This window comes from Burkholderia sp. LMU1-1-1.1, from assembly GCF_040675865.1.
Taxonomy (GTDB): domain Bacteria; phylum Pseudomonadota; class Gammaproteobacteria; order Burkholderiales; family Burkholderiaceae_D; genus Rugamonas.
Map to the genome: position 1 here is coordinate 110,583 of NZ_JBEGHG010000006.1, position 22,218 is coordinate 132,800.

Below are 22,218 nucleotides of genomic sequence, written 5' to 3' on the forward strand. Positions count from 1 at the left end.
CTCCGCCTTGGCCTGCGCCCTATTTTGGAATCGCGCCGTCCACGCCCTGCACGTAGAAGTTCATCGACAGCAGGTCCTTCAGCGGCACGGCGACGCCGGCCGCGTATTTGACCGCGCCCGACTGGTCCTTGATCGGACCTGTGAACGGGTTGAAGGTGCCCGCCGTCAGCGCGGCCTTCTTCTCCTCGAAGATCTTGGCCGCGTCGGCCGGTACGACCGCGTTCAGCTTCGACATCTTGACCATGCCTTCCTTCATGCCGCCGCGGTAGTCGCCGGTTTTCCAGGTGCCGGCGAGGACCGCCTTGGCGGTATCGATGTAGTAGCCCGACCAGTCGTTGGTGGCGGCGGTCAGGTGGGCCTTCGGTGCGAAGCGCGACATGTCCGAGTCCCAGCCGAAGGCGTACACGCCTTTTTCCTGCGCGACCTGCAAGGTGGCCGGCGAGTCGGTGTTTTGCGCCATGACGTCGGCGCCCTGCGCCACCAGGGTTTCCGCCGCCTGGCGTTCCTTGGCCGGGTCGTACCACGAGTTCACCCAGATCACCTTGGTCTTGATGCCGGGATTGACGCTTTGCGCGCCCAAGGTGAAGGCGTTGATGTTGCGGATGACTTCAGGCACCGGGAACGAGGCGATGAAGCCCAGCGTCTTGGACTTGGTCATTTTGCCGGCCAGGATGCCGTTCAGGTACGCGCCCTCGTACAGGCGCGATTCGTAGGTGCCCAGGTTCTTGCCGGTCTTGAAGCCGGTGGCGTGCAGGAACACCACGCCGGGAGCCGACTTGGCCACTTTCTCGGTCGGGTTCATGTAGCCGAACGAGGTGGTGAAAATCAGCTTGTTCCCTTCGGCGACCAGCTTGCGGATCACGCGCTCGGCGTCGGCGCCTTCCGGCACGTTTTCCACGTAGGTGGATTTGACTTTGCCGGCCAGCGCTTTTTCCATCGCCAGGCGGCCCTGGTCGTGGGCGTAGGTCCAGCCGGCGTCGCCGACTGGGCCGACGTAGACGAAGCCGATCTTCAGCGGTTCGGCCGCCAGCGCGGGGAGGGCGGCGGCGCCGAGGGTGGCGGCCAGCGTGGCCAGCGCGATCAGTGTGCGACGATTCATCATGCGGTTTCCTTTAGCGGTGAAGTGTGTGGATTAGAAGTGGTATTCCGCGCGGACCATCGGCGTTCTGGCCGTGGCGCCGGGGTTGTTCTTGTCGGAGTTGCCGAATTTGTTTTTCCAGTACTGGTATTCGACGCCGATCTTGAAGGTGTTCTTCGGCGCGCTGACGACGGCGCTGGCGTCGTACATGATCTGCATGTCGATGTTGGTTTCGCGCGCGGTGTCGCCGCCGAATTCGTCCTTGCCTTTCTTGTCGATGAAGTTGGCGTAGCCTTCGAACGACAGCGGAATGCCGATGTTGAACGGGATGCCCCACGCGGCGGTGAGCATGGCGTGCGTGTCGTAGCGGTAGCGCGGCGTGGCGACATTGGTGTAGGTGTTGAACGGCGCGTTGCTCTCCCATAGCGCGAGCAGACTGATATCGAGGAAGCCCGGTACGTCCATCATCAGGGTCGGGCCGGCGACGACCATGCGTTTCTTGGAGTTGTAGCCGGCGTCGGTTTTGCTGTTGTAGTCGAAGCCAAGGGTGGCGCCGACGCCGCGCACCGGGCCGAAGGCCCAGTTGCTTCCCGTGACCTTGCCCAGGTCGAGCGTGTGGCGGTACACCGCGTAGGCTTCGTGCGCACCGCTGGCCGCTCCGGCCGACGAGGGGTCGTCGTGCGAAGACATCAGGAAGTCGACGTTGAAGAAGTTCTTGCCGTATTTGTAGCCCGATACGTGGCTGAAGTTGACGATGTTCTTGGTGATGTCGGTGTTGTTGAACGGCTCGGCGAACCGGGTGCCGTAACGGTAGCCGATTGAGGTGTCGCTCCAGTCCGCGGCTTGGGCTGCGCAGGCGCAGGTGGCGAGAAGTACTAGTACAGCGGCGGTGCGGGTTGCGAGTTGGGACATCGTGCGAACTCCAGTCAGTGGGTGAAGGGCGGTATGAACGAACTATTTTTGTATCCAATCTCGCTTTGGGATTGGATGCAATCTTGGTTTCTTTTTCTAGCAAGTTGCGGGCCAGTTGTTTTCCCATACGCTGTTGGCGGCTCGTTGGCGGAGCTTGATTTTCTGGCCTGGCTTTGCTTTTAAAGGCCTGATAGGGCTTCGGCCAGGTTGACCTTTTTGTGGGTGGTGTCGAGGCGCAGGCGTGCCTCTATCTCCAACAGGTGGTGCTCGATCAGGTGGGTGGCTTCGCTGACTTTTCCTTGTTCGATCAGCGTCGCCAGATCCTGGTGTTCGTGGTTGCCGCACATCGGCGCGCCGGGCTTTTCGTAGAGCGCGATGATCAGCGAACAGCGCGATACCAGTTCGCCCATGAAGCGCTGCAGTACGTGGTTGCCGGCCAGTTCGGCCAGCAGGATGTGGAATTCGCCGCCCAGTCGTATCCAGCCGGCGCGGTCGCCCGTCAGGCGCGCCTGGTCCTCCGCTTCGAGCGCGGCGCGTATCTGCCGCAGCGAGGCCGGCGTGGCGTTGCGTATCACCAGCGGCATGATCTCGCGTTCGATGGCGCGGCGCGCGGCGAAAATGTCGCGCGCCTCCTCCGGCGTGGGCGAGGCGATGACGGCGCCGCGATTGGGACGCAGTTCGATGATGTGGTCGTGCGCCAGCCTTTGCAGCGCCTTGCGCACGGTGGTGCGGCTGACTTGATACAGCTCGCAGAAATCGGCTTCGCCCAGATGGGTGCCGGGCGGCAGGCGGTGGCTCATGACGGCGTTGACGACGGCGCGGTAGATGCGCATGTCGACGCCGGTGGTGCCGCGCTTGAGCGGCGCGCCTTTGCCCGTGGCCGGTACGGCCGGTTCGGCCTTGCCTGCGCTGGTGCGTTTGCCTTGTGGGCGTGCGGAACTGGTGGATGACATCTGTTGAATCTCCGTTGAATACATACGCATGTATAAGCAGGAAGTGTGCTCACACTGGCATGCGGGTTGTGTACAACCCTGAACATGCGGCGCACGTTTTTGGTGATGTTCAGGTCATCTTTAGTGCGTCCTTCCGTCCAAAAGGGCGCGCCGCCCCGGGCCGCGCGTGGCATGTTACTTGCGTCTTACGACGTGACTACTTTGTATACGATAAGGACAGCGGATGAAGGAAGCACCCCGCCTGCAGATGCTCGGCATCTCGAAGATCTACCCGTCCGTGGTGGCCAACGCCGACGTCGACCTGACCGTGATGCCGGGCGAGATCCATGCGGTGCTGGGCGAGAACGGCGCCGGCAAAAGCACGCTGATGAAGATCATTTACGGCGTGACCAAGCCCGATGACGGCCAGGTGATCTGGGAGGGACGCCAGGTCCATATCAATTCGCCGCACGATGCGCGCAAGCTGGGCATCGGCATGGTGTTCCAGCACTTCGCGGTGTTCGAGACATTGACGGTGGCCGAGAACATCGCGCTGGCGCTGGACGAGAAGGTGACGCCGGCCGAACTGGCGCCGCGCATCCGAACCGTCTCGGAACAATACGGCCTGCCGCTCGATCCGCAGCGGCTGGTGCACAGCATGTCGGTGGGCGAGCGGCAGCGGGTGGAGATCGTGCGCTGCCTGTTGCAATCGCCACGGCTGCTGATCATGGACGAGCCGACCTCCGTGCTGACGCCCGACGCCGTGCTTAAATTGTTCGAATCGCTGCGACGCCTGGCCTCCGAAGGGGTGAGCATCCTGTATATCAGCCACAAACTCGACGAAATCCAGTCGCTGTGCGACAAGGCGACGGTGCTGCGCGGCGGGCGCGTGTCCGGCACCGCCAACCCGAAACAGGAAAGCGCGCGCTCGCTGGCCGAGTTGATGATCGGGCGCGAGCTGCCGGTGTGCGTCAACACGCCGCGCGCGCCGGGGGAGGTGATGCTTTCCATCGACGGCCTGAGCGTCGACAGCGAAGACCCCTTCGGCACGCGCCTCAAGGACATCAACCTTGAGCTGCGCGGCGGCGAGATCGTCGGCATCGCCGGCATCTCCGGCAACGGCCAGCAGGAGCTGTTGAAGGCGATCTCCGGCGAGCGTCCGCTCCGGGCAGGTGCCGGCGCCATTCGCCTTGGCACGCTGGATGTGGGCGCGCTCGATGCGGCCCGGCGCCGGCAATTGGGGCTGGGCTTCGTGCCGGAGGAGCGCCTGGGACGCGGCGCCGCGCCGGAGCTGTCGCTGGCCGACAACGCGCTGCTGACCGGCTATCTGCCGGCGGCCAACACCGGCATGGTCAGGAACGGCCTGATACAGCGCGGCGCGGTGCGCGACTTCGCGCGCAAGGTCATCGACCGTTTCAAGGTCAAGTGCGGCGGCGAGCAGTCGGCCGCCTCCAGCCTTTCCGGCGGCAATCTGCAGAAGTTCATCGTCGGCCGCGAGATCGCGCTGGCGCCGAAGGTGATGGTGTTCGCGCAGCCGACATGGGGCGTGGACGTCGGCGCCGCCATGCTGATACGCCAGGCCATCCTCGATATGCGCGACCAGGGCGTGGCGGTACTGGTTCTGTCCGAGGAGCTCGACGAATTATTCATGCTGAGCGACCGCATCGCGGTGCTGGCCGACGGCCGCCTGTCGCGCGCCGTGCCGGCCGCCGGCACCAGCATCAACCAGATCGGCGTGTGGATGAGCGGCGATTTCGCATACGAGGGAGCGGACCATGTCCAGGCTTGAAAAACGTCCGGAACCTTCGCGCCGCATGATGCTGGCGTCGCCGCTGATCGCGGCGGCGGCCATGCTGCTGACCGGCTCCGTGCTGTTCTTTTTCCTCGGACAGGAACCGCTGCACGCCTTCCACGTGTATTTCATCAAGCCGTGGACCACCATGTACGGCGTTGGCGAGCTGCTGCTGAAGGCGACGCCGTTGATCCTGTGCGGCGTGGGCCTGGCGATCGGCTTTCGCGCCAACGTCGCCAACATCGGCGCCGACGGCCAGCTGACCGTCGGCGCGATCGCCGCCGGCGCCGTGGCGCTGTATTTCGACCAGGTCGAGGCCTGGTGGGTGCTGCCGCTGATGCTGGCCGCCGGCGCGCTGGGCGGCATGCTGTGGGCGGCGATACCGGCGCTGCTGCGCACCCGTTTCAACACCAGCGAAATCCTGGTCAGCCTGATGCTGGTGTACGTGGCTTATCACTTACTCAGTTATCTGGTGCACGGACCGATGCGCGATCCGGCCGGTTTCAATTTTCCGCAGTCGAAGATGTTCGGCGAGTCGGCCACCCTGCCGCTGCTGGTGGAGGGCTTGCGGGTCAACGCCGCCTTCATCCTGTCGCTGCTTGCGGCGGCGGCGGCCTGGTTCTTCTGCAAGCACACCTTCGCCGGTTACCGTATGCAGGTCAGCGGCATGGCGCCGGCGGCCGCGCTGTACGCTGGCTTCAGCGAACCGCGCAACGTGTGGCTGGCGTTCATGGTCAGCGGCGCGCTGGCCGGCGTGGCCGGCGTCGGCGAGGTGGCCGGCCCGCTGGGGCAGATGCAGCCATCGGTGTCGGCCGGCTACGGCTTCGCGGCGATCATCGTCGCCTATGTCGGCCGCCTGCATCCGCTGGGCGTGGTGCTGTCGGCGTTGCTGATGTCGCTGCTGTACATCGGCGGCGAGACCGCGCAGATCGAGCTGCAGGTGCCGTCGGCGATCACCGGCATGTTCCAGGGGCTGCTGCTGTTTTACCTGCTGGCGGCCGACCTGTTCATCCACTACCGGTTCAAACCGCGCAAGCGCCCCGTCCCGGCAACCACCGCCGCCGTTGGAGAATCCGCATGATCGATACCGCGCTGTTAATCGCTTTCCTCGCCAGCACGGCGGGCGCCGCCACGCCGCTGGTGGTGGCCTCGATGGGCGAGCTGGTGACCGAACGTTCCGGCGTGCTCAATCTGGGCATGGAGGGCATGATGCTGGTCGGCGCCGTGACAGGCTTCGGCGTCACCCTGGCCACCGGCCAGATGTGGCTCGGGCTTGTCGCGGCGATGGCGGCGGGGATGCTGATGTCGCTGATCTTCGGTTTCCTGGTGTTGACCCTGCAAACCAACCAGGTGGCCACCGGCCTGGCGCTGACCTTGTTCGGCATCGGCGTCTCCGCGTTCATGGGGCGCGGTTTCGTCGGACAGACGGTGGAGCGCATGCCGCAGCTGACCTTCCCGCTGTTGTCGGAGATTCCGTTCGTCGGCCCGCTGCTGTTCCGCTTCGACGGCATGGTCTACGCGTCGGTGGTGCTGGTGGTGTCGATCGGCTGGATGCTGGCGCGCACCCGCCTGGGGCTGGTGATACGCGCCGTCGGCGAGTCGCCGCACAGCGCCCACGCGATCGGCTTTCCGGTCATCGCGCTGCGTTATGGCACGGTGCTGTTCGGCGGCGCCATGGCCGGCCTGGGTGGCGCCTATTTGTCGCTGGCGCTGACGCCGATGTGGGTTGAGGGCATGACGGCGGGACGCGGCTGGATCGCGCTGGCCCAGGTGGTGTTCGCGACGTGGAAGCCGCGCGGCGTGCTGGTGGGCGCCTACCTGTTCGGTGGCGTGACGGTGCTGCAGTTCCACGGCCAAGGGCTGGGACTGGCGATCCCGTCGGAGTTCCTGTCGATGCTGCCTTATCTGGCCACCATTGTGGTGCTGGTGATTATCTGCCGTAATCCGCAGACAATCTTGCTCAACAAACCAATGTCGTTGGGGCAGAACTTCAAAGCGGATTGATCTGTTGTTTCGACGCAGCAAATACCCGTTCTTGTTTGTCATAAACAAGCATTGCGACAATTCGAGAGATTTTGACCAACGGTTTCAATCTATCCTGCCGTTATCGAGCGGCGGCGGCTTCGCCGCCGTTCCGCGACGGCCCCCAGCCCCCGGTTCGTCCACTTCCAAGTTTTATCCATAAAACCTATGAGGGATGGGCCATGCGCACCAATACTCCAATCACCCAAAACGAATACGTCATGGAGGATGGCAAGACCATCGTCTCCAGCACGGACTTACAGGGCAATATCAACTACGCCAACCCCTATTTCATCGAAGTGAGCGGCTTCACCGAGGAAGAGCTGATGGGCGCGCCGCAGAACATCGTGCGCCATCCGGACATGCCGGTCGAGGCGTTCGCCGACCTGTGGGCGACCATCAAGGGGGGCATGCCATGGACCGGCCTGGTGAAGAACCGCTGCAAGAACGGCGACTACTACTGGGTGCTGGCCAACGTCACGCCGGTGATCGAGCACGGCAAGCCGGTCGGCTACCTGTCGGTGCGCACCAAGCCCACGCGCGAGCAAGTGCGCGCGGCGGACGACCTGTACCGGCAGTTCAAGGCGGGCAATCCGCGCCGCCTGCGCATCGTCAACGGCCGTGGCGTGTCCACCGGCGTGTGGGCGCGCGTGGCGGGATTGACGCGCATGTCGCTGGGGACGCAGATCGGCATGGCCTGCGCGCTGATGGGCGCGACCTTGGCGTTGCTGGCGGCCTGCCTGCTGGGCATGGGCGACGCCGGCATCAACCAGGCGCGCGGCTGGCTGGGCGGGCTGGCGGCGCTGGCGATGCTGGGCATGGCGGTGTTCGGCCGCAGCCTGTATCTGCATGTGGCGCTGCCGCTGGGGCACGCGACCAAGGCGGCGCGCATGATGGCCGGCGGCGATCTGACGGCGACCATCGAGGTGCGCCGCGACGACGAGGTGGGGCGCCTGCTCGCGGCGCTGCGCCAGACCAATATCAACCTGCATAGCATCATCGGCGACGTCCGCGCCAATTTCGACGAGATCTCGCAGGCGACCGGCGAAATCGCCAACGGCAACCTGGACCTGTCGGGCCGCACCGAGTCGCAGGCGTCGAGCCTGCAGCAGACCGCCGCCAGCATGGAGCAACTGACCTCCACCGTGCAGCAGAGCGCCACCAACGTGGCCAGCGCCAACGACCTGGCCGACCACGCGAAACAGGTGGCGGCGCAAGGCGGCAGCATCGTCTCGCAGGTGGTGTCGACGATGGGCGACATCAGCGCCTCGTCGAACAAGATCCTCGACATCATCGGCCTGATCGATGGCATCGCCTTCCAGACCAATATCCTGGCGCTGAACGCAGCGGTGGAGGCGGCCCGCGCCGGCGAGCAGGGGCGCGGCTTCGCCGTCGTCGCCAGCGAGGTGCGCGGGCTGGCGCAGCGTTCGGCCACGGCCGCCAAGGAGATCAAGACGCTGATCGACATGTCGATCTCCAAGGTGCAGGCGGGCACGCTGCTGACCAACAGCGCCGGCGTGACCATGGGCGAGGTGATCGAGTCGGTCAGCAAGGTGTCGGCGGTGATGGGGGAGATCTCCAATTCCACGCGCGAGCAGAGCACCGGCATCGGCCAGGTCAACGAGGCGGTGATCCAGATCGACGACATCACGCAGCAGAACGCGGCGCTGGTGGAGCAGGCCGCCGCCGCGGCGGGCAACCTGGCGCAGCAGACCCGTTGCGTGGCGCAGGCGATCGCGGTGTTCAAGCTGCAAAACGCCAAGCGGACGGTGCGCGCGCCGATGGCACCGCCGCCGGTCAAGCCGGCCGCCAAGGCCAAGCTCAAGCTGGTCGTGCACGGGTGACGGGCCGATAGCGCTTATCATGCTGTTTTGACGATCTGGAATCGACGGCATGGGCGGCACGGTGACATTGGCGGGGCAGGGGTGGAGTTTCGACGCGGCGGCGCCGGCGACGGTGCTGGAGGCGGCCGAGCGGGCCGGCGTGCGTTTGCCCAGTTCGTGCCGCAACGGCACCTGCCGCACCTGCATCTGCCTGGGCACGAGCGGCACGGTGCGCTACAAGATCGAATGGCCGGGACTGAGCCTGGACGAGAAGCGCGAAGGGTATATCTTGCCGTGCGTGGCCGTGGCGGAAACAGATCTGGTCATCGTGGCGCCGGCGGCCAGGCGCGTGCCGTGATTTCTACGACCCGGGCCCTTTGCGCAGGCGGCTCAGCAGCGCGTCGGCCGATTCGCTGAGCGGCACGCCGTGGCGCCGCAACAGTTGGATGTTGAGCACCATGTTCTCCAGCACCAGCTTGGCCGCGACGGCCAGCAAGGTCAAATGCTTGTCCTCGTCGCTGAAATTCTCCATGGCGTCGGCCATCTCGCACAGGTGGTTCGAAATCAGCCCCCGCAGGTCATGCTCGTCGAACGGCAGGTCGGCGAAATCGATCGGATCCTCCTTCTCCACCTCTTGCATCAGCAGTTCCAGCTCTTGCGGCGTAATCGTCATGCGGCGCTCCGGTAGTTGACGCGTTTTCATTTTAGCGAAACCGGCGCCAATCCGCGTTAGAATCCGTGTTGAATCCAGTCGACCAATGAGAAAATAAACATGGCGCAACTGATTTTTACCCAGCAACTGGGTCGATTCATGACCGTGCCGCAGGTGGAGACCGACGCGGCCGATCTACGCGGTGCCCTGGACCAGGCTTTCGACGCCCATCCGAGGCTGCGCGGCTACGTGCTCGACGAGCAGGGCCGCCTGCGCGAAAACGTCGTCATCTTCATCGACGGCCAGCGCACCCGCGAGCGCGAGCGCTTGAACGACGCGCTCGCGCCCCTGTCCAAAGTCTATATCTTGCAAGCTCTATCAGGAGGCTGATATGTCCGACCGCGCCTATCTCGCGACCCGCAAGGGCTTGTTCGAAATCTACCGCACGCACGAGGCGTGGCATCTGGACCGGCAGCATTTCCTCGGCGATCCGGTGTCGATGGTGCTGCCGGACCGGCGCGACGGCACGCTGTACGCGGCGCTGAGCCTGGGCCATTTCGGCAGCAAGCTGCACCGGCTCGACCCGGGCGCGGCCGAGTGGACCGAGATCGCGGCGCCGGCGTTTCCGCCCAAGCCGGAAGACAGCGACGACAAGGTCGAGTGGGCCGTCAAGCAAATCTGGTCGCTGGCGGCCGGCGGGCCGGACCAGCCGGGCGTGCTGTGGGCGGGGACCCTGCCGGGCGGCTTGTTTCGCTCCAACGACCGGGGCGACAGCTGGCATCTGGTGGAGCCGCTGTGGAACCTCCCCGAGCGCGCGCAATGGATGGGGGGCGGCTACGACGTGCCGGGCATCCACAGCATTTGCGTCGATCCGCGCGACAGCCGCTCGGTGCTGGTGGGCGTGTCGTGCGGCGGCGCCTGGCTGACCAGCGACGGCGGCGAGAGCTGGGCGCCGCGCGCCAAGGGCATGGTGGCGACCTATATGCCGCCCGAGCTGGCCGAGGTGGAGGCGGTGCAGGACCCGCACCGCATCGTGCGCTGCGCGGGCGAGCCGGACAAGCTGTGGTGCCAGCATCACAACGGCATCTGGCGCAGCGTCGACAACGGCGCCCACTGGACCGAGGTGCGCGCGGCGCCGCTGTCGAATTTCGGTTTCGCGGTGGCGGTCCACCCGGCCGACGGCGAGACCGCCTGGTTCGTGCCGGCCGAGGCCGACAGCAAGCGGGTGCCGCCGCGCGCGGCGCTGGCCGTCACCCGCACCGTCGACGGCGGCGAGAGTTTCACCGCCTGGCGCGGCGGCCTGCCGCAGCAGCATTGCTACGACCTGGTCTACCGGCACGGGCTGGCCGTCAGCGACGACGGCCAGCTGTTGCTGATGGGTTCGACTACCGGCGGCGCCTGGCTGTCGGAGGACGGCGGCGGCCAGTGGCAGACCATCTCCACCACCCTGCCGCCGATTTACGCGGTCAGCTTCGCCTGACGGTCAGGCGGCCCCGCGGCCGTAGTAGGCCAGGAACATGTCGACGGTTGCGTCGAGCACCTTCTGCTGCGTGGCCGGGTCCAGCGGCGGCTGGTTCAGCGTGACCTGCGGCCAGAAGGCGAAGGTTTTGAGCTGTCCCTGCAGCATCTGTGAGGCCAGCACCGGGTCGGCGTCGCACAGCTTGCCGTCGGCCTGCGCCGCGCGCAGCCACTGCGTGACGGCTTCCTCCTTGGCGCTGAGCCGCGCCACCATCTCGTGCGCGCGCGCCGGCGAGTGGATCGTCTCGGCGATCGCCACGCGCGCCAGATCCAGGAAGTACGCGTCCTGCAGCATCGCCATCTTTTTGCCCAGGATCTCCATCAGCTGTTGCCGCAACGGCAACTCCGGCACGTAGGGCGTTTCCATCAGGGCCGCCGTGCTGGCCCACAATTGATGCAATATTTGCGCGAACAGTTCGTCTTTACTGGGGAAGTGGTTGTAGACGGTGCGCTTCGATACGCCGGCCGTGGCGGCGATCTTGTCCATGCTGGTCGCCTCGAAACCGCTGGCGCGGAACTCGGCAATGGCGGCGTCGACGACGGCCTGGCGCTTACGGTCGGTGAGTTTGAGGGGCAGGTTCATGACTTTATTTTACACCGTCTGGTTTACTTTCTCAAAAAATGGAACTACACTGTGTAGTGTACATTATCTGTCCTGGAGCGTTCCGATGACTTATCAAACCGCTATCGCCAAGTCCCCCAACGGTCTCGACGGCCTTGACGGCCTGTCCGTGCCCACCGCCCCGCGCACGCGCACCGGCAAGTTCCGCAATCCGGTCAAGATGCACGCGATGGGCCTGATGCAAGGCCTGAGCCTGATGTTGCGCGTGCTGTTCGACAAGCCGGCCGACACCGTGCCGCGCCAGGCCATTCCCGTTCACGCGATCACGCAGCGCCAGTTATTGGATGCTCCGGATCGCACTCTGTTCCGCCTCGGCCACTCGACGGTGCTGCTCAAGCTCAACGGCAACTTCTGGCTGACCGATCCGGTGTTCGCCGAGCGCGCCTCGCCGGTGCAATGGGCCGGTCCGAAGCGCTTCCACAAGCCGCCGATCAGCATCGACGAACTGCCGCCGATCAAGGGCATCATCCTGTCGCACGACCACTACGACCATCTGGACAAGGCGGCGGTGATCAAGCTGGCCGCCAAGACCGAGCACTTCATCACGCCGCTGGGCGTGGGCGACCGCCTGATCGCCTGGGGCATCCCGCGCGCCAAGGTGCGGCAGTTGAGCTGGTGGCAGAGCACCCAGGTCGCCGGCCTGAAGCTGGTCGCCACGCCGGCCCAGCATTTTTCAGGTCGCGGCCTGAACGATCGCAACAAGACGCTGTGGGCGTCGTTTGTCATCGAGGACCGCGATGTTCGTGTGTTTTTCAGCGGCGATAGCGGTTATTTCGACGGATTTAAGGAGATCGGCCGTCAATACGGTCCGTTCGATCTGACCATGGTGGAGACCGGCGCCTACGATCCGCAATGGCCGGACGTCCATATGCAGCCGGAGGAGTCGCTGCAGGCGCATATCGACTTGCAGGGCAAAGTCATGATGCCGATCCATAACGGCACCTTCGATTTGTCGATGCACGCGTGGCACGACCCGTTCAACCGCATCGCGGAACTGGCGGGCGAGCGCCGTTTGCCGCTGGCGACGCCGGAGATCGGCCTCGCGCTCGATATCACGCGGCCAGCGCTGGATAGCAAATGGTGGGTGCCGCTGGTGGAGCGGGAAATGGCGGCGGCCGAAGCGGCCGTGGCCAGCGCCTAAATCGGGTGCTTAGGCGGTAATGTTGATCAGCTTGCCGATGGTTTGCCCCTGCGCGTTCAGCTGAGGCCGGGCGGTGGTGGGATTGGCCGCCAGGATTTGCTCGGCGCGGTTGGGGCGTTCGATCGCGCCGCTCAGCACGGCGCCCAGCTGGATGGCCGACGACCTCGCCGGGGCCTGCTGTTGCTGGGCCTGGGTGCTTTGCCGCTGGGTGTCGGCCAGGGTTTGCCGGTCTTTCGTCAGCTGGCTGCGGCTCTGTTCCAGGCGGCTGGCGTCCTGATCCACGCGTGACTGACCCTGCTGCACTTGCCGTTCAGCTTGTGCGACCGAGGCTTGCAGTGCATTGACGGACGTTACGGTGGCCACGATATTCCCCTGGTTAAAAAAGCTGGACGCGATGATGCAGAATTGACATCAATCCCTGAAGATTAGGTGATGGAGGGCAAAAAGGCAAGGTCCGACGCGCCCGGGCGAGTGTTGTATTTCTCAATGGTGTAAGCGATCACTGTGGCGGCAGCCTCATCCGCGCCGCTATAATCAATGATCAACATTGAGCGTTTCTCTATGAATCTTCAGCTCCTCGCAAAGTTTCTCGGCATGTCGAAGACTACTGTGAGCCGGGCGTTAAACGGTTACCCTGAGGTCAATGTCCGCACGCGCGAGCGTGTTTTGAAGGCCGCCAAGGAGGCCGGCTACCAGCCCAATCCGCTCGCGCGCAGCCTCGCACTGGGCCGCACCAATGTGTTCGGCATCATTTATCCGCTGCTGCCGTCCGACCTGGGCGATCCGATGTTCCTGGACGTGGTGTCCGGCATGTCGGCCGCGCTCGAGGATGTCGGCAAGAACCTGATCATCGCGCCGGTGTCACCGAACGCCGAGCAACGCTCCTATCAGCAGACCGTGCTGGGACGCCGCGTCGACGGGTTGGTGGTGGCCCGCACCCTGGTGCGTGACGAGCGCGTCGCCTTTCTCAGCAAGTCCAAATTCCCGTTCATCGCCTACGGCCGCACCGAGCTCGACGCGCCGTACGCGTGGTTCGATTATGACAACGCCTCCGGCACCAGCATGGCGATGGAGCGCTTGCTGGCCTGGGGGCACAAGCGCGTGGCGCTGATCAGCGCGCCGCTGGAAATGAACTTCGCGCGCCAGCGCCGGGACAGTTTTGTCTCCTCGATGGCGGCGGCGGGGCTGGCGGTCGATCCGCGCTACCTGGTCGATAGCAAGCTGGACCGGCGCAGCGGATACCAGGCGATGCAGCAATTGCTGGCGTGCTCGCCGCGCCCGAGCGCCGTCATCGTCGACAACAACATCGCCGGCATCGGCGCGGTGCGCGCGTTGCGCGACGCCAGCGTGGAAATGGGCAAGGAAATGTCCATCATCGTCTGGGGCAGCATGGCCGACACCTTGGCCGGCGCCAACGTCACCACCATCGACCAGCCGGAGCCGACCAAGGCCGGCGCGCGCATGATCCAGATGCTGCTGGCGCTGATCGACGGCACACCGGCGGGCGAATTGCACGAACTGTGGCAGCCTGTGTTTTTGGCCGGCACGACGGTCGGACCTTGTCTGCCCAATTAAAGCGTGCCCAGGATGTCGCATCGCGCATCGCGCATCTCGCATTGGGGTCAAGTCTGACATTCGGACACGAACTCAACTGCCTTAGGTCGATACTGCTGATCTCGCGCATTGGGGTCAAGTCTGACATTCGGACACGAACTCAACTGCCTTAGGTCGATACTGCTGATCTCGTGTCCGATTGCCAGACTTGACCCCCATCTGATGTTTATCTGATCGCGGTGGCTTCGATCTCGAATAGCATGCCGTCCAGCGCCAGGCGCGGGACCGGAATTAATGTGCAGGCGGGGGCGGGATTGTCTTCCCACATGGCGGCCAGCGCGCTGCCGAAGATTTGCAGCTTTTGCTCGCTATGGTCCACGATCAGCACCGTGAGCTTGGCGACGTTGACCACCCCTGCGCCGGCCGCGTTCAGCGCGGTTTGCAGGTTGCTCAACGCCTGCTTCACCTGTGTTTCGAAATCTCCCGACAGTACGCCATCGGCGTTTTCGCCGCCCTGGCCGGCGATGTAGATGATGCTTGCCGGCGCTTGGGCGACGACCACGTGGCTGTAGCCGTTGGGACGCGGGTCGTACAAGCCGGGTGGGTTGATGAAGGAAAGCTGGGTCATGGCGGCCTTTCGTGTGATAAATGTGCGCACACTATAAAATCTCAACTTAACTTGAGGTCAAGGATTTTATATGGCGTCTCCACCGAAGGAGCTGGGCGTCGGCGAACTCGCCGAGCGGGCCGGCGTGGCGGTATCGGCACTGCACTTTTATGAGGCCAAGGGCTTGATCCATTCCGTGCGCTCCGGCGGCAACCAGCGGCGCTATGCGCGCTCGGTGCTGCGCCGGCTGGCCGTGATCAAGGTGGCGCAGCGGGTCGGTATGCCGCTGGCGGCCATCGCCGAGGCGTTGAATGCGCTGCCGTCCGGACGCACGCCGACCGTGGCGGATTGGCGCCGGTTGTCGGCCGCGTGGAAACTGGAGTTGGAGGAACGCATTCGCACGCTGACGCAGTTGCGCGATCAGCTGGATGGGTGCATCGGTTGCGGATGTTTGTCGTTGAAGGCTTGTCCGCTTCGTAATGCGCAGGATGCCTTGGCGCGGGAGGGGGCGGGGCCGCATTTTTCGGCGACCGATTAGAGGTTCATTCAACCCGTGAGGCCATGCGGAGTCGTACCCGTACGGGTACGACTCCATTCGCCGCCGTGCGGGTTGGATCTTTACATGTTGCGGCGGTATTGGCCGCCGACTTCGAACAGCGCGGTGGTGATCTGCCCCAGCGAGCATACGCGTACCGCTTCCATCAGCTTTTCGAATACGTTCTCGTTGTCGATCGCGGCTTGCTGCAAGGCCGCCAGCGCCCGCGGCGCGTGTGCCGCGTGACGGCTGTGGAACTCCTCGAGCCGCTTGAGCTGCGATTGCTTTTCGTCGTCGGTGGAGCGGGCCAGTTCGATCTTCTGCGGTTCGCCGGTCGCCTTCGGGTTGCGGAAGGTGTTGACGCCGATGATGGGCAGGGTGCCGTCGTGCTTCTGGTGCTCGTACAGCATCGACTCTTCCTGGATCTTGCCGCGCTGGTAGCCGGTCTCCATCGCGCCCAGCACGCCGCCACGCTCGGCGATGCGCTCGAACTCCTGCAACACCGCTTCCTCGACCAGGTCGGTCAACTCCTCCATGATGAACGAGCCCTGGTTCGGATTCTCGTTCTTGGCCAGGCCCCATTCACGGTTGATGATCAGCTGTATCGCCAATGCCCTGCGCACCGATTCGTCGGTGGGTGTGGTGATCGCTTCGTCGTAGGCGTTGGTGTGCAGCGAGTTGCAGTTGTCGTAAATGGCGATCAGCGCCTGCAAGGTGGTGCGGATGTCGTTGAAGTCGATCTCCTGCGCGTGCAGCGAGCGGCCCGACGTTTGCACGTGGTATTTGAGCTTTTGCGAGCGGTCGTTGGCGCCGTATTTGTCGCGCATCGCCACCGCCCACAGGCGGCGGGCGACGCGGCCCAGCACCGTGTATTCCGGGTCCATGCCGTTGGAGAAGAAGAACGACAGGTTGGGCGCGAAGTCGTCGATGTGCATGCCGCGCGCCAGGTAGGCTTCGACGAACGTGAAGCCGTTCGACAAGGTGAACGCCAGTTGCGAGATCGGGTTCGCGCCCGCTTCGGCGATGTGGTAGCCGGAGATCGACACCGAGTAGAAATTGCGCACTTGGTGCTCGACGAAGTACTGCTGGATGTCGCCCATCACCTTCAGCGAGAATTCGGTCGAGAAGATGCAGGTGTTCTGGCCCTGGTCTTCCTTCAGGATGTCGGCCTGCACGGTGCCGCGCACGTTTTGCAGCACCCATTCGCGCAGCTTGGCCGCTTCACCGGCGTCGGGCTGGCGCTTGTGCTCTTCGACGAAACGGTCGATTTGCTGGTCGACGGCGGTGTTCATGAACATCGCCAGGATGGTCGGCGCCGGGCCGTTGATGGTCATCGATACCGAGGTGCTCGGGCTGCACAGGTTGAAGCCGTCGTACAGCACCTTCATGTCGTCCAGCGTGGCGATCGAGACGCCGGAGTTGCCAACCTTGCCGTAGATGTCGGGACGCGGCGCCGGATCGGCGCCGTACAAGGTGACCGAGTCGAACGCGGTCGACAGGCGCTTGGCGTCCATGCCGGTGGAGACCAGCTTGAAACGGCGGTTGGTGCGGAAAGCGTCGCCTTCGCCGGCGAACATGCGCGTCGGGTCTTCGCCCTCGCGCTTGAACGGGAACACACCGGCCGTGAACGGGAACGAGCCGGGGACGTTCTCCAGCATCAGGAAGCGCAGGATCTCGCCGTGGTCCTCATACCGGGGCAGGGCGACCTTGCGGATCTTGGTGCCGGACAGCGTGTGCTGCACCAGACGCGTACGGATTTCCTTGTCGCGGATTTTGACGACGTAATCGTCGCCGGCGTAGGCGGCTTGCATCTCCGGCCATCCGGCCAGCAGCTTCTTCGCGCCGGCGTCCATCGCCGCGTCGCGGTCGGCGATGACATCGTCGAAATCCGCGGTTTTATGCGCCAGGGCCAGCATGCGCTTGGATTCCGTCAGTTGCTGGCGTTCGCGCGCCAGCGTCACCTGCTTGCGGGTGAAACGATGGTAGCCGCGCACGGTGTCGGCGATCTCCGCAAGGTAGCGGGCGCGCGCCGGCGGCACGATCACGTTTTTACCGCTGGAGTGGCGCAGCGCGACCGCCGGCAGCTTGCCCGGTTTCGTCGGCAGGCCGAATTGCGCCAGCTTCGGCAACAGGCCCTGATACAGCGCGGTGACGCCGTCGTCGTTGAAGCGCGACGCCTGCGTGCCGTAGACCGGCATTTCCTCCGGGCGCTGGCTCCACAGCTCGCGGTTGCGCTGATACTGCTTGGCGACGTCGCGCAGTGCGTCCTGCGATCCCTTGCGATCGAACTTGTTAATCGCAATGAAGTCGGCGAAATCGAGCATGTCGATCTTTTCCAACTGCGAGGCGGCGCCGAATTCCGGTGTCATCACATACATCGACACGTCCACGTGCGGCACGATGGCGGCGTCGCCCTGGCCGATGCCGGAGGTTTCGACGATGACCAGATCGAAGCCGGCCACCTTGCAGGCTGCGATGACGTCCGGCAGCGCCTCCGAGATCTCGGAGCCTGCCTCGCGCGTGGCCAGCGACCGCATGAACACGCGCGTCTGGCCTGCCCACGGATTGATCGCGTTCATGCGGATACGGTCGCCCAGCAGCGCGCCGCCCGATTTGCGGCGCGACGGGTCGATCGAGATGACGGCGATGTTGAGCGCGTCGGCCTGGTCGAGGCGGATACGGCGTATCAGTTCGTCGGTCAATGACGATTTGCCGGCGCCGCCGGTGCCGGTGATGCCCAACGTCGGCACCGGCAGGTCCTCGGCGGCGGCCAGGATGTCGGTGCGCAGCGACGGCGCGGCCTTGTCGTTTTCCAGCGCGGTGATCAACTGGGCCAATGGGCGGTGGCGCGAGGCCACATCGCCTTCGCGCAGCGGCGCCAGCGACGTCGGGGAATACTGCGACAGGTCGATGTCGCACTGCCGCACCATCCATTGGATCATGCCGACGAGGCCCATGCGCTGGCCGTCCTCCGGACTGAAAATCCGGGTGACGCCGTAGGCGTGCAGGTCGGCGATTTCGTCGGGGACAATGACGCCACCGCCGCCGCCGAACACCTTGATGTGGGCGCCGCCGCGCTGGCGCAGCAGGTCGATCATGTACTTGAAGTATTCGACATGGCCGCCCTGGTAGCTGGAGATGGCGATGCCCTGCACGTCCTCGGCCAGGGCGGCGGTGACCACCTCGTCGACCGAGCGGTTGTGGCCCAGGTGGACCACCTCCACGCCGTTCGATTGCAGGATGCGGCGCATGATGTTGATCGAGGCGTCGTGGCCGTCGAACAGCGAGGCGGCGGTGACGAAACGGATTTTGTTGTTCAGGCGCGGCTGGTCCGGCACTGCTGCGATGGTCGGAGCGGAGAGGTCGTTCATGGTGTCCCTTCTATTCTGTGCGTCGATCTGTGTCGTGCGTTTATTATATGACGTTTACGTAAACGTAAGTCCGTAAAGTCAAGCGGCGCGCTGCTGGCCGAATTGCGCCATCAAGCGTGCCTTCTCGGCGTGGAAGACCGCCACTGCCTTCTCCTTCACGTGACCGTAGCCGCGCACTTTTTCCGGCAGCCCCGCCAGTTCGACGGCCAGCGCATGGTTTTCCACGGTAAGCTGCCCGATCAAAGCGGTGACCATCCCGCGATATTCGACGATCAGCGCGCGCTCCATCTTGCGCTCGGCGCTGCGGCCGAAGATATCGAACGCGCCGCCGCGCAGGCCTTTGAACTTGGCCAGCAGCTTGAAGGCGCTCCACATCCACGAGCCGAATTCCGCCTTGACCAGGTGGCCCTTGGCGTCCTTCTTGGCGAACAGCGGCGGCGCCAGATTGAACTTGATCGAGAAGTCGCCCTCGAACTGCTGTTTGAGCTGCTCGACGAAGCGTCCGTCGGTGTACAGGCGCGCCACCTCGTATTCGTCCTTGTACGCCATCAGCTTGAAATAGTACTTGGCCACGGCGGTGGAAAGCTTGTTCCCCAATCCCAACGCGGTCTCCTTGGCGCGCACCTGCGACACCAGCTGCTCGTAGACGGCGGCGTACGCGGCGTTCTGATATTCGGTCAGGAATTGCACGCGCTTGGCGACGACGTTCTCCAGGCTTTGCGGCATCTGCACGACGATCGCCTGCGTGGGCGTCGCAACACGCTCGACGCGCTTCAGATCCACGGCGGCGCGGCGGCCCCACAGGAAGCTCTTTTTATTGGACGCGATGCCGACGCCATTGAGCTCGATCGCGCGTAGCAGCGAGGCCTCGGTCAGCGGAATCCGGCCCCGCTGCCACGCGTAACCGAGCATGAACAGGTTGGCGGCGATGGAGTCGCCCATCAGCGCCGTGGCCAGCTTGGTCGCGTCGATGAAATCGGCGGCGCCTGGGCCGCCGACCGATTCCTCGATCAGCGCGCGCACCTCGGCCACCGGATACTGCCAGTCGGCGTTCTGCGCGAAGGTGCCGGGCGGCTGCTCGTGCAGGTTGATGACGGCCAGCGTGCGGCCGGGACGCATCTTGGATACCGCGTCGGCGGCGCCGGCGGTCAGCATGTCGCAGCCGAGGATGACGTCGGCCTCGCCGGTGGCGATGCGCTGCGCGCGCAGGTGCGCCGGCGTTTTCGCCACTTTGACGTGCGACGTGACGGAGCCGTTTTTCTGCGACATGCCGGTCATGTCCAGCACCGACGCGCCTTTGCCTTCCAGATGCGCGGCCATGCCCATCAGGGCGCCGACGGTGATCACGCCGGTGCCGCCGATGCCGTTGATCAGGATGTTGTAGGGCTGTTCGCACGATGGCAGCTCGGGTTCCGGCAGCGCGCCGAAGCCGTCGTCGGTGTCCGGCTTGCTGACGCCGGTCTTGGTTTTCTTCAGCGTTCCGCCTTCGACGGTGACAAAGCTCGGGCAGAAGCCCTTCACGCACGAGTAGTCCTTGTTGCACGACGATTGATCGATGGTGCGCTTGCGGCCGAACTCCGTCTCCTTCGGCAGAATGGAGGTGCAGTTCGACTGCACGCCGCAATCGCCGCAGCCTTCGCATACGGCTTCGTTGATGACCATGCGCTTGGCCGGGTCGGGGTATTCGCCTTTCTTGCGGCGGCGGCGCTTCTCGGCCGCGCAGGTCTGGTCGTAGATCAGCACCGACACGCCCTCGACTTCGCGCAGCTCGCGCTGGACGGCGTCCATGTCCTTGCGGTCGTGCAGGCTGACCAGCGACGGCAGGGCGCCGCGATCGGTGTAGCGGCCAAGATCCTCGGTCACCAGCGCGATGCGTTTCACCCCCTCGGCGGCCATCTGCTGCGCGATCATCGGCACCGACGTGATGCCGTCGACCGGCTGGCCGCCCGTCATCGCCACCGCGTCGTTGTACAGGATCTTGTAGGTCATGTTGACCCTGGCCGCCACCGCCGCGCGGATAGCCAGATAACCGGAGTGGAAATAGGTGCCGTCGCCGAGGTTCTGGAACACGTGAGGGATCTTCGAGAACGCGGCCTGGCCGATCCACGGCGCGCCTTCGCCGCCCATGTGCGTGGTCAGCTTGTTGAACTCCGGGTAGATCGACGTCGCCATCACGTGGCAGCCGATGCCGGCCAGCGCCAGGCTGCCCTCCGGGACCTTGGTCGAGGTGTTGTGCGGGCACCCGGAGCAGTAGAAGGCGGGACGGAATGGCGTGCTGATGGCCTTCTTCAGCACCGCATCCTTGGCGTCGAGGAAGGCCAGGCGCGCCTTGATATGGTCGCAGGTGACCGGGTCGGAGATCAGGCGCTTGACGCGCGAGGCGATCACGCGCGCCACCTGCGAGACCGAGAAGTCGGCCTTGGAGGTCAGCAGCCATTCGCCGCGCGGCGCCACCCATTCGCCTTTTTCGTCGAACTTGCCGATCACGCGCGGGCGCACGTCGTCGCGCCAGTTGTACAACTGTTCCTTCAGCTGGTACTCGACGATCTGGCGCTTTTCCTCGACCACCAGGATCTCGTCGAGGCCCTGGGCGAATTCGCGCACGCTGTCCGGCTCCAGCGGCCAAGGCATCGCCACCTTGAACAGGCGCAGGCCGACGTCGGCCGCCATCTTCTCGTCGATGCCCAGTTCCTCGAGCGCCTCGAGCACGTCCAGGTAGGATTTGCCGGAGGCGATGATGCCCAGCTTCGCGTCCGGGCTGGTGATGGTGGTGTGATTGAGTTTGTTCTCGCGCGCGTAGGCCAGCGCCGCGTAGATTTTATAGTCCTGCATCAGCGCTTCCTGATTGCGCGCCTGCTGGCCGAGGGGGATGCTCGACAGGCGGGCATTCAGGCCGCCTTCGGGCATGACGAAATCGAGCGGGATTTTGACATCGACGCGGAACGGATCGGCATCGACGGAGGCCGACGATTCGACCGTGTCGGCCAGCGCCTTGAAGGCCACCGTGCAGCCGGAAAAGCGCGACATCGCCCAGCCGTGGATCCCGAGGTCCAGATACTCCTGGACGTTACAGGGATACAGCACCGGGATCATCGACGCCGAAAACAGATGGTCCGACTGGTGCGGCAACGTCGACGAATAGGCGCCATGGTCGTCGCCCGCCACCAGCAGCACGCCGCCGTGCTTGGAAGTGCCGGCGTGGTTCATGTGTTTGAAGACGTCGCCGCAGCGGTCCACGCCCGGGCCTTTGCCGTACCACATGGCGAACACGCCGTCATACTTCGCTTCGCCGATCAGGTCGACCTGCTGCGAGCCCCAGACGGCGGTCGCCGCCAGGTCCTCGTTCACGCCCGGCACGAACTGCACGTGGTGCGCCTCCAGGTGCGGCTTGGCCTTCCACAGATTCTCATCGAGGCCGCCCAGCGGCGAACCGCGGTAGCCGGAGATGAAGCCGGCCGTGTTCAAGCCTGCCGCCTGGTCGCGCACGCGCTGCATCATCGGCAGCCGCACCAGCGCCTGGATGCCGGACAGGAAGATGTCGCCATGGGTTGCTGTGTATTTGTCGTCGAGGCTGACGGTGGTCAGCCGGGCGCTGTCGTCTCTGGCGGACGTTGCAGGGCCGGGTGCCGTGGTATCTGGCATGGAAGGTCTCCGTTTTT

Annotated in this window: 20 protein-coding genes; 10 read left to right on the forward strand and 10 right to left on the reverse strand. The window is 64.7% G+C overall.

Features of this window, described 5'->3' with window-relative positions; genetic code table 11:
* Positions 1 to 19: 19 nt before the first annotated feature.
* The 3 genes from MRBLMU1_RS07315 to MRBLMU1_RS07325 form a co-directional block, all read right to left on the reverse strand.
* Positions 20 to 1,102 carry a BMP family ABC transporter substrate-binding protein gene (locus MRBLMU1_RS07315; RefSeq protein WP_363499210.1) on the reverse strand — a complete coding sequence of 361 codons (1,083 nt, stop codon included), beginning with the start codon at positions 1,100 to 1,102 and terminating at the stop codon, positions 20 to 22.
* 30 nt (positions 1,103 to 1,132) lie between these two features.
* Complete coding sequence (locus tag MRBLMU1_RS07320; protein WP_363499213.1) at positions 1,133 to 1,990, reverse strand: outer envelope protein; 858 nt, start codon at positions 1,988 to 1,990, stop codon at positions 1,133 to 1,135.
* A 179-nt stretch (positions 1,991 to 2,169) separates the two neighbouring features.
* On the reverse strand, positions 2,170 to 2,943 hold the full coding sequence (locus MRBLMU1_RS07325; protein WP_363499216.1) for a GntR family transcriptional regulator: 774 nt from the start codon (positions 2,941 to 2,943) through the stop codon (positions 2,170 to 2,172).
* Between the two features lie 223 nt (positions 2,944 to 3,166).
* Here MRBLMU1_RS07325 and MRBLMU1_RS07330 point away from each other — a divergent pair, with 223 nt between their 5' ends.
* The 5 genes from MRBLMU1_RS07330 (at position 3,167) to MRBLMU1_RS07350 (ending at position 8,917) form a co-directional block, all read left to right on the forward strand.
* The gene (locus MRBLMU1_RS07330; protein ID WP_363499219.1) at positions 3,167 to 4,711 is read left to right on the forward strand and encodes an ABC transporter ATP-binding protein; all 1,545 of its coding nucleotides are present in this window, start codon (positions 3,167 to 3,169) and stop codon (positions 4,709 to 4,711) included.
* A complete protein-coding gene (locus MRBLMU1_RS07335; RefSeq protein ID WP_363499222.1) occupies positions 4,698 to 5,795 on the forward strand; it encodes an ABC transporter permease in 1,098 nt (365 codons plus the stop codon). The genes MRBLMU1_RS07330 and MRBLMU1_RS07335 overlap by 14 nt, the downstream gene beginning before the upstream one ends.
* A complete protein-coding gene (locus MRBLMU1_RS07340; RefSeq protein WP_363499225.1) occupies positions 5,792 to 6,718 on the forward strand; it encodes an ABC transporter permease in 927 nt (308 codons plus the stop codon). Before MRBLMU1_RS07335 ends, MRBLMU1_RS07340 begins: the two co-directional genes overlap by 4 nt.
* 200 nt (positions 6,719 to 6,918) lie before the next feature.
* Positions 6,919 to 8,580 carry a methyl-accepting chemotaxis protein gene (locus MRBLMU1_RS07345; RefSeq protein ID WP_363499228.1) on the forward strand — a complete coding sequence of 554 codons (1,662 nt, stop codon included), beginning with the start codon at positions 6,919 to 6,921 and terminating at the stop codon, positions 8,578 to 8,580.
* Positions 8,581 to 8,629: 49 nt separating this feature from the next.
* Positions 8,630 to 8,917: a 2Fe-2S iron-sulfur cluster-binding protein gene (locus tag MRBLMU1_RS07350; protein ID WP_363499231.1), complete on the forward strand. Its 288-nt coding sequence runs from the start codon at positions 8,630 to 8,632 to the stop codon at positions 8,915 to 8,917.
* A 3-nt stretch (positions 8,918 to 8,920) separates the two neighbouring features.
* Here MRBLMU1_RS07350 and MRBLMU1_RS07355 read toward each other — a convergent pair whose 3' ends face one another.
* Positions 8,921 to 9,232, reverse strand: a complete 312-nt coding sequence (locus tag MRBLMU1_RS07355) for a hypothetical protein (RefSeq protein WP_363499234.1) — start codon at positions 9,230 to 9,232, stop codon at positions 8,921 to 8,923.
* Between the two features lie 99 nt (positions 9,233 to 9,331).
* On the opposite strand from MRBLMU1_RS07355, the gene MRBLMU1_RS07360 reads away from it, so the two are divergent.
* Positions 9,332 to 9,601 carry a MoaD/ThiS family protein gene (locus MRBLMU1_RS07360; RefSeq protein WP_363499237.1) on the forward strand — a complete coding sequence of 90 codons (270 nt, stop codon included), beginning with the start codon at positions 9,332 to 9,334 and terminating at the stop codon, positions 9,599 to 9,601.
* A 1-nt stretch (position 9,602) separates the two neighbouring features.
* A complete protein-coding gene (locus MRBLMU1_RS07365; RefSeq protein ID WP_363499240.1) occupies positions 9,603 to 10,691 on the forward strand; it encodes a WD40/YVTN/BNR-like repeat-containing protein in 1,089 nt (362 codons plus the stop codon).
* Positions 10,692 to 10,694: 3 nt separating this feature from the next.
* Here the strand turns inward: MRBLMU1_RS07365 and MRBLMU1_RS07370 are convergent, their stop codons facing one another.
* Positions 10,695 to 11,312 carry a TetR/AcrR family transcriptional regulator gene (locus MRBLMU1_RS07370; RefSeq protein ID WP_363499243.1) on the reverse strand — a complete coding sequence of 206 codons (618 nt, stop codon included), beginning with the start codon at positions 11,310 to 11,312 and terminating at the stop codon, positions 10,695 to 10,697.
* Between the two features lie 85 nt (positions 11,313 to 11,397).
* Here MRBLMU1_RS07370 and MRBLMU1_RS07375 point away from each other — a divergent pair, with 85 nt between their 5' ends.
* Positions 11,398 to 12,492, forward strand: a complete 1,095-nt coding sequence (locus MRBLMU1_RS07375; protein WP_363499246.1) for an MBL fold metallo-hydrolase — start codon at positions 11,398 to 11,400, stop codon at positions 12,490 to 12,492.
* 9 nt (positions 12,493 to 12,501) lie between these two features.
* Here MRBLMU1_RS07375 and MRBLMU1_RS07380 read toward each other — a convergent pair whose 3' ends face one another.
* Together MRBLMU1_RS07380 and MRBLMU1_RS07385 are read right to left on the reverse strand one after the other, a co-directional pair.
* A complete protein-coding gene (locus MRBLMU1_RS07380; RefSeq protein WP_363499249.1) occupies positions 12,502 to 12,855 on the reverse strand; it encodes a hypothetical protein in 354 nt (117 codons plus the stop codon).
* A gap of 62 nt (positions 12,856 to 12,917) precedes the next feature.
* Positions 12,918 to 13,040 (reverse strand): hypothetical protein, encoded by a 123-nt coding sequence (locus MRBLMU1_RS07385; RefSeq protein WP_363499252.1) that lies wholly within the window; start codon positions 13,038 to 13,040, stop codon positions 12,918 to 12,920.
* Positions 13,041 to 13,053: 13 nt separating this feature from the next.
* On the opposite strand from MRBLMU1_RS07385, the gene MRBLMU1_RS07390 reads away from it, so the two are divergent.
* Positions 13,054 to 14,067: a substrate-binding domain-containing protein gene (locus MRBLMU1_RS07390; RefSeq protein WP_363499255.1), complete on the forward strand. Its 1,014-nt coding sequence runs from the start codon at positions 13,054 to 13,056 to the stop codon at positions 14,065 to 14,067.
* 205 nt (positions 14,068 to 14,272) lie between these two features.
* On the opposite strand, the gene MRBLMU1_RS07395 is transcribed toward MRBLMU1_RS07390, so the two are convergent.
* Positions 14,273 to 14,674: a RidA family protein gene (locus tag MRBLMU1_RS07395; RefSeq protein ID WP_363499258.1), complete on the reverse strand. Its 402-nt coding sequence runs from the start codon at positions 14,672 to 14,674 to the stop codon at positions 14,273 to 14,275.
* A 70-nt stretch (positions 14,675 to 14,744) separates the two neighbouring features.
* On the opposite strand from MRBLMU1_RS07395, the gene soxR reads away from it, so the two are divergent.
* Entirely contained in the window at positions 14,745 to 15,191 is a 447-nt protein-coding gene (soxR, locus tag MRBLMU1_RS07400; RefSeq protein WP_363499261.1) for a redox-sensitive transcriptional activator SoxR, read from the forward strand.
* 80 nt (positions 15,192 to 15,271) lie between these two features.
* Here the strand turns inward: soxR and icmF are convergent, their stop codons facing one another.
* Complete coding sequence (gene icmF, locus MRBLMU1_RS07405) at positions 15,272 to 18,559, reverse strand: fused isobutyryl-CoA mutase/GTPase IcmF (protein WP_363499264.1); 3,288 nt, start codon at positions 18,557 to 18,559, stop codon at positions 15,272 to 15,274.
* Between the two features lie 78 nt (positions 18,560 to 18,637).
* Complete coding sequence (locus tag MRBLMU1_RS07410; protein WP_363499267.1) at positions 18,638 to 22,201, reverse strand: indolepyruvate ferredoxin oxidoreductase family protein; 3,564 nt, start codon at positions 22,199 to 22,201, stop codon at positions 18,638 to 18,640.
* Between the last annotated feature and the right edge of the window lie 17 nt (positions 22,202 to 22,218).